Below are 12,834 nucleotides of genomic sequence, written 5' to 3'. Positions count from 1 at the left end.
GTTAACACAATTTTAACAAGGAGCACTGAACATATGAGTAAATGTGAACAATGTATAGTAAGAGAATTCAGCTCCCTGAAAGCACTTAAGAAAGACGAGCTGTTACGGCTCGCAGACTGCAAATCTTCATACACAATAAAGAAAGGAGAACCTATTTTTACAGAAGGCGAAAATGTGCAGGGCATCTTTTGCATTAAAGATGGCGTATGCAAAATGACAAAGCTAAGCCCGAACGGTAATGAGCAAATTGTAAAACTGATTACCAAAGGAGAATTGCTGGGTCAGCGCAGCATGATTAGCGAAGAACCTGTAAACCTTAGTGCTGTAGCGTTAGATGACATGCAAGTTTGCTTTATACCAAAAGCAGAGGTTATGAAGTTCTTTAACGAGAACAATGGATTTTCTATGAATGTGATGCGCACCATTTGCGGCGACCTTAAAGAAGCCGACGACCACCTTGTGACCATGGCGCAGAAATCGGTTAAGCAGCGGTTGGCCGAAACACTGATTTACCTGCATGACACCTTTGGCATTAACGAAGACAAGAGCCTAAAAATAAAATTATCAAGAGAGGAGCTTGCGGGCATGATTGGCACTGCTACGGAAAGCTGTATCAGGCTGCTTTCAGAGTTCAATAAGAGCGGACTGATTGAACTTAGCGGCAAAAAAATTACTCTTACGAATACCGAGAAACTGAAAAAAGTTTAGTTTCTACATCATCACACCACCTTACATTATTGACTATTAATTAATTAAATCAAGAACAACAAACAATTGTTCTTACAACAGGTATGTAAAAAAGTGATAAAAATATGTGAAAAACTATAAACCGAATTTCAGAAAAAATTTATATTTATGCATAATAAACTAAACGCCACACATGAAAAGACACAGGGATATACTGGTTATTGAAGACGATGAGGATGACAGGGAAATACTACAGGAGATCTTTCGTGACCTGGGTTACAAAAACAACATTATCTTTTTTGCTGACAGTACGGAAGCATTAGAGTACCTGAGAAGGCCCGAAATAGAACCTTTTGTAGTTATTTCGGATATAAACATGCCTAAGCTTGGTGGCTTTGAATTAAGGAATATTATCTTGAATGAAGAGATTTTTATGGACAAGGATATTCCTTACATTTTTATTTCTAACGCACAGGATGAACATTCCATAAAAGAAGCCAATAAATTATCCATACAGGGATACATCCACAAAGGCAGCGATTACAACAGCTACAAAGAGAGAATTCGCAACATGATTGATTACTGGCGCGAAAACATTAACTCATTTACAACCAAAAACGGTTAAAAAATTTAAGAATCCCGCTCAATGAGCGGGATTCTTATTTACTGAAACTTTATATCAGGCAACTACTTTATTGGTGTTAGAAGCCGACTGAAAAATTGCAAATGCTATTGCAGAAACAGCTATCCCAAAAAAGTTGGCATCCAGCCCCAAAGGCAGTTCTACCTGCATTAAGATTAAGGTTAGTGTGGTTAAACCACCCGATATCATAGCTGCCATTGCCGCCTTCGCAGAAGGCCTTTTAAGCATTAATGTACCCAGAACAGGAACCAGCAACCCCGATACCATAAAAGCATAGGAATACAGCATAAGCTCTAAAACGTTTTGCATGTGCGTTGCAAGCAGAACAGCAACCACACCAATTATCAGCGTAATTACCTGAGAGTTTTTTATGGTATTGTATTTCTTTACTCTTTTAAAGTAAGAAAGAATATCAGTAGAAAAATTGCCGGATGCAGCCATTAGGCAGCTATCGGCGGTTGACATGATGGCAGAAAAATAAGCCGAAAGCATCAGCCCCATAAGGCCAACAGGTAAAATACTTCTTAAAAACAATGGCAGCCCAAGCTCTGCATCAAGCCCTGTGCCGGGAGCAAAACCTATATTGGTAAACATGCCCTGCTCATAGCCTACCCTTGCGAATAAGCCGAGCGCAATACCCATAAATGCCATTACAGGCCATTCAAAAAGCCCTGCTATACGCCACGCTTTCTTAGCAGTTTTCTCGTCGCGACAGGCGTAAATGCGCTGATAAAGCGTCATACCCACAAACCAGATGGGTACAATGGTTATAAGCCAGTTAAAAAATTGTACAAAAGTGACTTCGGTCAGTGACAAGAAGCTGTCAGGCAATGTAGCCCTTATAGCATCCCAGCCACCAATGTGTATGTAACCCAACGGTATGCCTATACCAATAAGCCCTGCCATAAGGATAATCCATTGTATGGTATCGGTATAAATTACGGCTTTAATACCCCCAACTGCGGTATATACAATTGCTATAACGCCCATTATAAGAATAGCATCGGTTATTGAAACGGAAGGAAATGTTGCCGAAGCCAGCTTAGCACCCGCAAGTATTTGTGAACTGGTAAAGCCTATATAACCTATCAATGATATTATACCTGCTACAAGGGCTACTTTTTTATTATAGTGAAAAGCCAGTGACTGCGGAAAGGTTAGGAAGTTATGTTTTACCGCAACTGGATAAACTTTTGGTATCAGCAGTACGGCACTAATCCAAGCGCCAAGCAGCCCGGTAAAAAGCATCCAGCTGCCGGAAAGGCCCATCATGAACCCAAGCCCTCCTAAACCTATAGAAAAACCGCCTCCGACATCTGTTGCCACTACCGAAAGCCCTATATGCCCTGCCGACATACTTCGCCCGCCAACATAGTAATCTTCTTCAGATTTATTACGCTTCATAAAGTAGAAGCCTATGCCCAGCATAATTACAAGGTAAACTACAAAAATAGTGAGGTCGATAAAATGGATTTCCATTAGGGTTATCAGGTTTAAGATGATGGTGCAAACCCTCGTGGTTTGCCGTTATAAATGTTTTCTGTAAATGAATTTTACAGCAGGACAGCCCGCTACAGGACTGAAGGCGAAGCCTTAACAACATTTGTGATAACGGCAAAGATAAAAAACTGAATCCGTAATGGCAATTTTAAAGATAAACAATAAAAAAGAGGCTGTCTCAAAAGTGCTTTACCGGCATTTTGTCATTCCGACGATAGGAGGAATCTTAACGGATTTAACCATTTAAGATTCTTCACTTCACTATCGCTTCGTTCAGAATGACACTTTTGAGACAGCCCCTTTATACTTATCGTATTTTAAAGGCATTATAAATATTTATTTCATAACTGTATGGCCCTAAAAACAGGTGCAATGCAGAGCCGTCGGCAGCATACCAAACCAGGTTTACTTTTCGCTTACCATCCTGTATGGCATTATGCAGCGCGGCAGGCTGGTCGCTTTTAGTATCAACCATCTCTACACTTTTGTACTGGTCGGGCTGGTTAATAGAAAGTTCATTCTTAACAAGCATCTGCTCTGCTATTTTAAGGGCATCCTCTGCGCCTTTGGCAGTCTGCGGGAACTTCATGGTAACCTGCCTTGTGTCGCCCATCCTCAGCCAGTCATAATAAACGGCTTTGTTCATATCGAACACACCTTCAACCTCTACGCCGGCCGCACCAAAAGATTGTGCCTTCGCTATTGTACCCATCATTAAAAACAAAATAAAACAGTAAAATGCATTCTTCATAATATTACTTTTTGGTTTTGAATTTCAACTACTTACAAGTTACAAAACACAAAAGCAAATTATTTTAAAGTTATGCTAAATTACTACTTGCTAAGTACTATAAATTCTTACTTATATAGCTGCCGTATATGTCTTTAAATTCATATCCCTGTGTAAAGCGGTCTTTGCTCAACTTGTTATTTTCGGCTAATCCCCATAAAATAAATTCTTTTAGGAAGTATTTATCTTCATCAGTAATATCCGGCACATACTTCATCTGTAGCTGCTTAAGCGGAATAATGCTGTCAAGCTTTTTTCTGTATTCAGCATCTGTAGCCTCATCTGTAAGCTCAAAGCTGCTTTCGTTAAAGAACCAGTCTACCACTTCCTGATAAGGGCTTTTATCGTTTTGCCTTTCCAGTTTTTCTATTTTAGGGAAATATTCAGCAAAAAGTGTTTTTACTGCATTACCGATTAGATGCTCGGCTACAGCGGCTGCCCCCTCCTGCTCGCCTTCATATACAAGCTCAACTTTGCCTGTTACAGCGGGTATTATACCTGTAAAATCAGAAAGGCGCACAGTGGTTTGTTGCTCACCATTTTTCAAAGCACGGCGTTCGGCTGTGCTCAGCAGGTTCTCATAAGCCGTTATGCTCATACGGGCACTTACACCACTTTTATAGTCGATATATTCGCTGTTACGGGCTTCAAAGCCCACCTGCTCCAGTAAATCTTTAGCAAGTGAGGGTACATAAACCGATTCGCTCTGCCTTGCGTCAAGGCGTGCTTCCTGCTCAGTTATTGTACGCGCAATGGCAACAGATTCAGGGTAATGCGTAAGTATTTGAGAACCGATACGGTCTTTAAGCGGTGTAACAATACTACCCCTGTTGGTATAGTCTTCGGGGTTTGCAGTAAACACGAACTGTATATCCAGCGAAAGGCGCACCTTAAACCCGCGTATCTGTATATCGCCCTCCTGTAATATATTAAATAACGCCACCTGTATGCGTGCCTGCAAATCGGGCAGCTCATTTATTACAAAAATAGAACGGTTGGCACGTGGCACCATTCCGTAGTGTATTACTCTGTCATCAGCATACGACAATTTAAGGTTTGCTGCTTTAATTGGATCGATATCGCCTATCAGGTCGGCAACGGTAACATCCGGTGTCGCCAGCTTTTCATAAAAGCGCTCATTGCGGTGCATCCAGCTTACAGGAGTATTATCACCCTTTTCTGCTATCAGCTCTTTTGCATAGCGCGATACAGGGTTAAGCGGGTCGTCATTTATTTCTGAGCCTTCCACTACCGGAATCCATTCGTCCAGCAGGTTTACCATAAGGCGTGCAAGGCGGGTTTTTGCCTGGCCCCTAAGCCCCAAAAGGTTTATGTTATGGCGCGATAGTATGGCACGCTCCAATTCGGGTATAACGGTATTTTCAAAACCCCATACGCCTTCAAATACATTTTCTCCTTTTGCAATTTTGCTGCGCAGGTTGTGTCGCAATTCATCTTTTATGGTTCGGCTTTTATAACCGCTGTTCTTAAGTTCTCCTAATATTTTTATTTTAGTATAATCCATTTGTTATTATGCTTTTAAAATACCTAAAATTCCTGTACTTTTTTCTTTATAGTTCTTTCTTAGTTCTGAAGGATTAATGCTCCATCTTTCTGCTATGTGCAGTATTATATGTTTATCGGCGAATGTAACGTTGTTCCTCTCCCAATACTCCTGGTCTTCCTCATCAATCTGCCACGGCTTAATTTTCGGAAAATTCATTCCGCCTTCTTCAGCAAGGGATTCTCCCATATCATGAAAATCATAATTATTGGAGTTATGCGAATATAAACGTACTACTTCCCCATCAACTGACTTTGCGAATGTGTAGCAACTTTTATAGGTACCATAAAACTGTGCTTCCCCAAATTGCTTACTTAACCTGTCTATTAACAACTTTATTTTATTGATCTCAGCTTTAGAATTACTCGTGGGCAGGTCTATGCCTACAACCAAAACCCAATTCTCAAAAGCGGGGGTAACAAAAACAGCACCGCCTTCAAATACATAATGCATGGCATTTAACCACCCGGAGCGCACCCTGTTAGTTAACCCCAGCGCTTCAGCTACGCCTTCGCTGCTGTCTGCTCTCACGGCAAGCCACACCATTTCTTCTCCAAAATTAAAAGGCCTGTCAGCTTTTTGGTTGGGTAGTAATTCGCCCAATTTTCTCCTCTTCTCTTTAATGCTTTGGCTGTAGCTGGTTTGTATAAATAAAAAAGCAACTATGCCAATAACAATAATTATGAAAAAATTAGCTGCATTCATGCACCGCCTGTTGTTACTTTACCCTTTTTTTACGATTGGTTTCATAATCTTCAAAGATCATCTCACCCAATCCTTTAAGTCCTGTATAAAAAGCCTTACCCTGATTAGCCTCTGTAAAATGGCTCACAAACTGTTGCAGATAAGGGTCGCTTGCAATCATAAAGGTTGTAATGGGTATACGCAGCTTGCGTGCCTGTGCTGCCATGTTATAGCATTTTTCCACTATATAATCATCAAGCCCGTAGCTGTTCATATAATACGTCCCGTCGCTTTCGCGGATGCAGCTTGGCTTACCGTCTGTTATCATGAAAATCTGCTTGTTGGTATTACGCTTGCGGCGTAATATATCCATAGCAAGCGAAAGCCCCGCAACAGTGTTGGTGTGGTAAGGCCCCACCTGCAGATAAGGCAGGTCTTTTATGGCTATAGGCCATGCATCGTTACCAAAAACAATAATGTCTATTGTGTCTTTCGGATAACGGGTTGTTATAAGCTCTGCCAGTGCCATAGCTACTTTCTTGGCAGGTGTTATACGGTCTTCTCCATACAATATCATGCTATGGCTAATATCTATCATCAGCACAGTACTCATCTGGGCTTTATATTGCGCATCTTCCACAACAAGGTCGTCTTCCGTTAACCGGAAACTGCCGATACCATTGTTTATCTGCGCGTTTTTAAGGCTTTCGGTAAGCGATATGCGTTCAAACCCGTCACCAAAGCGATACTCCCTGTATTCGCCTGTATGCTCGTCACCCGTACCGGAATATTTAGTTTTGTGATTGCCCGATCCGCTTTTATTCAGATTGCCGAATATCTGCTTTAATGCCTGCTGGCGAATATTCCTCTCGGTCTTGGCAGTAATTTTTAGCCCGCCGCTGCCATCCTCTTTTGTTTCATCACGGATGTAGCCTTTCTTCTTCAGGTCTTCTATAAAATCATCGATGGTATAGTTTTCATCGGTAAGTTTATACTCTTCATCAAGCTGACGCAGCCAGTCCAGCGCTTCATCAAGATCGCCCGAAGTATGGGTAATAAGCTCTGTGAAAATTTCGAACAGCTTGTCAAAAGGCGAAACATCTGGTGCCTTATAGCTGCTGAATATAAATCCTTTTCCTGTCCTTCTGTCCATAGCGTTAAATTTACTACATATTGAACGTATGTACTAAAGAACAAAACATAAATTTTGAGTTAAAGTTATGTTCTCAGTTATCTTCCGAGTAAAAACATTTTGGGAAATGGTCGCGGATGGAAAAGTAAAAAACCCACAACAGCAGGAAAAGTTGCATTGGCACCCTGAACCACAGGTAGGCAGGGCCGCGGCCGTCTCTCGCGCCGGTTTCATAGTTTATGTGCAGAAATGCAGAACGGATATTGGCAGGTAATGCAAGAATAAGGAAAATTACGAATGCAACACCGGCAAGCAGCCTGTATCGAGGAAATAAAAATCCTGCCGCAAGTGCTATTTCTAAGACCCCGGTAACATAAATAACCGCTTTTTTAAAAGGAATAAGCCCCGGCAGCATCATTGACATACCATAGGTATATTTAACGTGCCCAGTAGCCGTAAAAAGCAGCATCACGCTAAGGGCAAAGTTACCCGTTACAGTAGTATGCCAATTGCCCGATGTTAATTTAAATACCACAGACGCCGCAGCAAAAAAACCAAGCAGCACTATAAGGGGTTTCATTTGCAGGATTATTTAAAATGCAAATATGCAATATTTTTTTATTCCTGAAAATGAAGCACATAAAAAAGCGGTTTAAGAATATTCTTAAACCGCTTAATATATTTTTTAACTATTTATTACCAGACAAAAATAGGCCTTTCACTCATCATTTCGTTAACCTCATCGGCTACTGCCTCAAGCACCTCTTCGTTTGTGTGGTCGGTTATTACCCGGTCGATAAAGCCAACAATAGTTTCCATATCAACTTCCATCAAACCGCGTGTGGTAATTGCAGCCGTACCCACACGGATACCTGATGTTACAAACGGCGATTTATCATCAAACGGAACCATATTCTTATTAACCGTAATTTCTGCTTTTACAAGTGCATTTTCAGCTTCTTTACCGGAAATGCCTTTGTTTCTTAAGTCAATAAGCATCATATGGTTGTCCGTTCCGCCCGATATTATATCATAACCACGCTTAACAAATGCCTCTGCCATAGCCTTGGCATTTTTTTGTACCTGCATGGCATAACGGAAAAATTCATCCTGTAATGCTTCGCCAAACGCTACTGCCTTAGCTGCAATAATATGCTCAAGCGGCCCGCCCTGGTTACCCGGGAACACAGCGCCATCAAGCAGTGAGGACATCATCCTGATTTCTCCTTTAGGCGTTGTAATGCCAAACGGGTTTTCAAAATCTTTGCCCATAAGTATCATACCTCCCCTTGGGCCCCTTAGTGTTTTGTGGGTGGTAGTGGTTATTATGTGGCAGTGCGGCACTGGGTCGTTAAGCAAACCCTTTGCTATAAGCCCGGCAGGGTGCGAAATATCAGCAAGCAGCAATGCGCCAACGCTGTCGGCAATTTCCCTGAAGCGCTTAAAGTCAATATCGCGTGAGTAAGCAGATGCTCCGGCAATTATCATTTTTGGTTTTTCACGCTCTGCTGTTTCCTGAATTTTATCATAGTTAAGCATTCCTGTTTCTTTCTCCACTCCATAAAATGAAGTCTGGTAAAGCTTACCCGAAAAGTTTACAGGAGAACCGTGTGTTAAGTGCCCTCCATGCGAAAGGTCGAAGCCTAAAATTTTATCGCCGGGCTTAAGGCATGCAGCATATACCGCCGTGTTAGCCTGAGAGCCTGAGTGCGGCTGTACGTTGGCATATTCGGCACCAAAAAGTGCTTTAGCCCTGTCTATAGCTATCTGCTCAATTACATCTACTACTTCACAACCGCCATAGTACCTCTTGCCGGGATAACCCTCGGCATATTTATTTGTAAGTACAGAACCTGCAGCTTCCATTACCTGGTCGCTTACAAAATTTTCTGACGCAATAAGTTCCAGTCCGTGTATTTGCCTGTCCTGTTCTTCAAGTATCAGGTCAAAAATTTGTTCGTCGCGTTGCATTTTATATTTTTTCGTTAATTTGCTGTCAAAAATAAAAAAAAGGTTTGGTAAAACCATTCTGAAAAGTATATTTGACAAATCAGTAAAACAACAAACAACATATAAAAGATGCCTCTAACAGCAAACGACCCGTCACGAAAATCCTGGCTGGATGTACCACAGGACAGCGACTTCCCGATACAGAATATTCCTTTTGGTGTTTTTATCACTAAAGATGACGTAGTAACCATTGGTACGCGCATAGGAAACTATGCCATAGACCTTGGCGCCCTGCAACAGCTAAACTATTTTGAAGGTATAGAACTTACCGATGATATGTTTATGCAGGACACGCTTAACGACTTTATATCTGACGGAAAAAAAACATGGAGGCTGGTTAGGAACCGTATTGCTGAAATTTTTGACAGCAACAACCCTGAGTTAAGGGATAATGATAAGCACAGGGAAACTATTATTTTTAATATAGAGGATGTAGAAATGCAGTTGCCGGTGCTTATTGGCGATTATACTGATTTTTACTCGAGCAGGGAGCATGCTACCAATGTTGGTAAAATGTTCCGTGATCCGGAAAATGCGTTGCTGCCCAACTGGCTGCATATACCTGTTGGTTACCATGGCAGGTCTTCTACCATAGTACCATCAGGCATACCGATACACCGCCCGCAGGGACAAACTTTGCCACCGGGTAACGATACACCAGTGTTCGGGCCTTCTAAACTTGTAGATTTTGAGCTGGAAATGGCTTTTATAACTACTGATGCCAATATAATGGGCGAGCCTATCCCAATCGAGGAAGCAGAAGACCATATATTCGGTATGGTGCTGTTTAACGACTGGAGTGCACGCGATATCCAGAAATGGGAATACGTGCCGCTTGGGCCATTCCTTGCCAAGAACTTTGCCTCTTCAATGTCGCCATGGATTGTTACCCTTGATGCTCTGGAGCCTTTCCGTACCAAAGGGCCTGAACAAAGTCCTGAACCTATGGACTACCTTAAGCAGGAAGGCGAGCATGCATTTGATATTAACCTGCAGGTAGCTTTACAGCCTGAAGATGGCAATGAAAATGTTATTTGTAATTCTAACTTTAAGTATATGTACTGGAGCATGGCGCAGCAGCTTGCCCACCACACGGTAAATGGGTGCCGCGTTAACAGTGGCGACCTTATGGGCAGCGGAACCATATCGGGTCCTACACCTGACAGCTTTGGCTCTATGCTTGAGCTTACATGGGGCGGTAAGAACCCTATAAAGCTTAATGATGGTACAGAGCGTAAGTTTATAAATGACGGCGATACAGTTATTATGCGCGGTTACTGCAAGAATGACACTGTTCGCATTGGCTTTGGCGAAGTTAAAAGTAAGTTGCTTCCCCCTTTCAGCAGGAAATAGTCAGAGAACAATATATCAATAAAAAGTAAAGCAGCCTGATGGGCTGCTTTTTGCGTTTAATATGCTTTTTTAATCCGGTCAAGGTCACGCTTCACATCACGGTCTTTCATGGTTTCACGCTTATCGTAGTTCTTTTTACCTCGGCACAGCCCTATTTCAAGCTTTGCAAGGCCTTTTTCGTTTGTAAACAGCCGTAGTGGTATAATGGTAAGCCCTTTGTTCTGTACGCTCTTCTGCAGCGCTTTAAGCTCTCTCTTATTAAGCAGCAGTTTACGTTCGCTTTTAGGATAATGGCTAAAGCTCCTGCTGTAGGCATACTCTTCTATGTTGGTATTTATAGCAAACAACTCATGTTCGTGAAACTCACAAAAACTTTCGGCAATAGAAGCTTTACCCAAGCGAATGGATTTAATTTCTGAACCCGCCAGTACTATGCCTGCCGTATATTTATCCAGAATCTCATATTCGAACCTGGCCTTCCTGTTTAGTATGTTTACCGTTTTTTGCATAAGGAGTGCAAAGTTACGCACAATAGTTTAAAACGCCAACGGCATTACATAAACTATAACGCTAACTGCAACAATAGCTGTAACTACTCTGTTACTACAATATTTTTGGAAATGTAGCTGCCACTGCCGGATGGGAAACGCAACTGGTATTCTCCCGCTTCCTCAAATGTAATCGTATAAATTTCTGTAACTGTTTCTGCTTTTGTTACACATTCGCAGCCACGGTAATCAATAACAGGCTTTATAATTTTTGGGAAAGAATTACTTTCTGAAAACCTTTTAAAATCGCCGCAGTCATTCACTATTTTAACTTTGGTTTCAATATCCACGGGTGTGTTAACAGTAGCTGTTGCAGGAGCGGTAACCGCTGAAAATTCGCCATAAATTTCAATGTAGCAGTTGTCATCGTTGCCATCAAGGCTGCACGACAGGAAACTAAAGCATAAAACTGATACTGCCAGTAAATTTTTAATATTCATTGTAAATTTTATTAGTATCACAAAGATGATTAATTACGCAAAAGGTTGCGCGCAAATATACATCAGTTCAGTATTTCTACAGAAAAAGATTTTAAGGCTTCTTCACCTGCTGCAAGAGTTATTATACCCTCCTTTTCCTCAAGCCTTCCATTTGAATTGATGTTATCTGCATAACCCTGCCATGGCTCTATGCAAATAAAAGGCGCGCCGGGTTTTGTCCAGATGCCCAGACTGGGAAAATCATCATAAATAACTTTAAGAAAAGGATGACCTTGAAAGGCGATTGAAACACTACGCGACTGCAATTGCTTAAATACAAGCGCATCATTTTCAAAAAGGCTGTAACGTAGCGGCAGTGCTTTTTCCTGAAGTGTAATTACGTTTTCATTATTGCTAAGCAGATCGTCATGAAGAGGGGTTGCTATGAGTTTTTCCTCCCTGTCAAAATGCAAACTATAATCCGAAAAATTACCCGGAAGGGCGAATGCCGGATGTGCACCGATGCTAAACAACATCTGGCCGTCATTACTATGATTTTTGGCGGTATATTGTACTATGAGATTATTTTCATCAAGCCTATAGCTGATAATGAGTTCAAAATTAAAAGGGTATAATTTTAATGTTTCATCACTGTAAACCAGACTAAAAGAAACACTTATATCATCTTTTTGTTTAACAACAAAATCCATATCCCGTGCAAAGCCGTGCCTGCCAAGCAAATAAGAATTGTCCTTATAGCTATAGCTGTTATTTTTTAAAGTTCCGACAATAGGGAATAAGACAGGCGAATGCTTTCCCCAAAAATCAGGGTTGCCACCCCACATATATTCCCTTCCATTATCATCTTTTAAGGATATAAGTTCGGCACCTTTATTTTTAAAAGATGCCGTTAGTTTTCTGTTGGTAATTTGTACGTCCAAAGCCTGATTATGTGTTACGATAGCCTGCTTCCGAAAGCTGTTTTATCTTTTGCGAAGCTGTTTCGCCAAAGGTAATGCTTTCCTCATAATATTTATCTCCTTCGGTAAGGATAGCAAAATCGCCTATCTCAATTCCAAGCCATGTATAGCCATTTTCATCTACAGAGAGATTGTACGTGTAGCCCACATTCGTTATCTCCTCATCTTTCCAGGCCGGCACAAAAAGAGAATATTTAAGCGTTTTATTCAGCTCAAATTCCACTACCTGCATTTTAGAATACCCGGGCCATTCTATAACCGTGGCAGGGTGTATTTCATAATCGCCGAAGTCTTCCGGCAGGCTGTCCCATTGGCGGATGTATTCAGGTTTGGTTAAAACCTCCCATACGCGGGCTACGGGAGCATCTATACGGATGTTGTTGTTTACAATTAAAGATTTGCTCATAGTTTTATAATTTATTGATTTGTAGTTAACTAAAGTTACTATTCAACCAATTGTAAGCATAAACCTTTAACTATACTTTATAGTATGAAAAAGCCCGCAACTAATTGCGGGCTTGGTT

General features: G+C 41.3%; 14 protein-coding genes. 3 read left to right on the top strand and 11 right to left on the bottom strand.

The window, feature by feature from the left end; all coding sequences use genetic code 11:
* Positions 1-33: 33 nt before the first annotated feature.
* Together KJK34_RS03095 and KJK34_RS03090 are read left to right on the top strand one after the other, a co-directional pair.
* Positions 34-708, top strand: a complete 675-nt coding sequence (locus tag KJK34_RS03095) for a Crp/Fnr family transcriptional regulator (RefSeq protein WP_223052396.1) — start codon at positions 34-36, stop codon at positions 706-708.
* 172 nt (positions 709-880) lie between these two features.
* Positions 881-1,312 (top strand): response regulator, encoded by a 432-nt coding sequence (locus KJK34_RS03090; RefSeq protein ID WP_223052395.1) that lies wholly within the window; start codon positions 881-883, stop codon positions 1,310-1,312.
* Positions 1,313-1,366: 54 nt separating this feature from the next.
* Here the strand turns inward: KJK34_RS03090 and KJK34_RS03085 are convergent, their stop codons facing one another.
* From KJK34_RS03085 to glyA, 7 genes are all read right to left on the bottom strand, one after another.
* A complete protein-coding gene (locus tag KJK34_RS03085; RefSeq protein ID WP_236937571.1) occupies positions 1,367-2,809 on the bottom strand; it encodes a sodium:solute symporter family protein in 1,443 nt (480 codons plus the stop codon).
* A 328-nt stretch (positions 2,810-3,137) separates the two neighbouring features.
* Complete coding sequence (locus KJK34_RS03080) at positions 3,138-3,581, bottom strand: hypothetical protein (RefSeq protein WP_223052394.1); 444 nt, start codon at positions 3,579-3,581, stop codon at positions 3,138-3,140.
* 97 nt (positions 3,582-3,678) lie between these two features.
* Positions 3,679-5,145, bottom strand: a complete 1,467-nt coding sequence (locus KJK34_RS03075; protein ID WP_223052393.1) for a sigma 54-interacting transcriptional regulator — start codon at positions 5,143-5,145, stop codon at positions 3,679-3,681.
* A gap of 6 nt (positions 5,146-5,151) precedes the next feature.
* The gene (locus tag KJK34_RS03070) at positions 5,152-5,889 is read right to left on the bottom strand and encodes a hypothetical protein (protein WP_223052392.1); all 738 of its coding nucleotides are present in this window, start codon (positions 5,887-5,889) and stop codon (positions 5,152-5,154) included.
* 13 nt (positions 5,890-5,902) lie between these two features.
* Entirely contained in the window at positions 5,903-7,021 is a 1,119-nt protein-coding gene (locus KJK34_RS03065) for a vWA domain-containing protein (protein ID WP_223052391.1), read from the bottom strand.
* A gap of 73 nt (positions 7,022-7,094) precedes the next feature.
* Positions 7,095-7,580 (bottom strand): DoxX family protein, encoded by a 486-nt coding sequence (locus KJK34_RS03060; RefSeq protein WP_223052390.1) that lies wholly within the window; start codon positions 7,578-7,580, stop codon positions 7,095-7,097.
* Positions 7,581-7,696: 116 nt separating this feature from the next.
* Positions 7,697-8,971: a serine hydroxymethyltransferase gene (gene glyA, locus KJK34_RS03055; protein WP_223052389.1), complete on the bottom strand. Its 1,275-nt coding sequence runs from the start codon at positions 8,969-8,971 to the stop codon at positions 7,697-7,699.
* A gap of 108 nt (positions 8,972-9,079) precedes the next feature.
* Here glyA and fahA point away from each other — a divergent pair, with 108 nt between their 5' ends.
* Entirely contained in the window at positions 9,080-10,363 is a 1,284-nt protein-coding gene (fahA, locus tag KJK34_RS03050; RefSeq protein ID WP_223052388.1) for a fumarylacetoacetase, read from the top strand.
* Between the two features lie 56 nt (positions 10,364-10,419).
* On the opposite strand, the gene smpB is transcribed toward fahA, so the two are convergent.
* The 4 genes from smpB to KJK34_RS03030 all read right to left on the bottom strand — a co-directional run bounded on the left by smpB (position 10,420) and on the right by KJK34_RS03030 (position 12,716).
* On the bottom strand, positions 10,420-10,872 hold the full coding sequence (gene smpB, locus KJK34_RS03045; RefSeq protein WP_223052387.1) for an SsrA-binding protein SmpB: 453 nt from the start codon (positions 10,870-10,872) through the stop codon (positions 10,420-10,422).
* Positions 10,873-10,955: 83 nt separating this feature from the next.
* A complete protein-coding gene (locus KJK34_RS03040; protein WP_223052386.1) occupies positions 10,956-11,351 on the bottom strand; it encodes a hypothetical protein in 396 nt (131 codons plus the stop codon).
* A 62-nt stretch (positions 11,352-11,413) separates the two neighbouring features.
* The gene (locus KJK34_RS03035) at positions 11,414-12,271 is read right to left on the bottom strand and encodes an aldose 1-epimerase family protein (RefSeq protein ID WP_223052385.1); all 858 of its coding nucleotides are present in this window, start codon (positions 12,269-12,271) and stop codon (positions 11,414-11,416) included.
* 7 nt (positions 12,272-12,278) lie between these two features.
* Positions 12,279-12,716 carry an SRPBCC family protein gene (locus tag KJK34_RS03030; protein ID WP_223052384.1) on the bottom strand — a complete coding sequence of 146 codons (438 nt, stop codon included), beginning with the start codon at positions 12,714-12,716 and terminating at the stop codon, positions 12,279-12,281.
* Between the last annotated feature and the right edge of the window lie 118 nt (positions 12,717-12,834).

It is taken from the genome of Flavobacterium coralii (assembly GCF_019891545.1).
GTDB lineage: Bacteria > Bacteroidota > Bacteroidia > Flavobacteriales > Flavobacteriaceae > Flavobacterium > Flavobacterium coralii.
The sequence above is the reverse complement of the archived record's forward strand: the minus strand, read 5'-3'. Positions and strand labels throughout refer to the sequence as shown.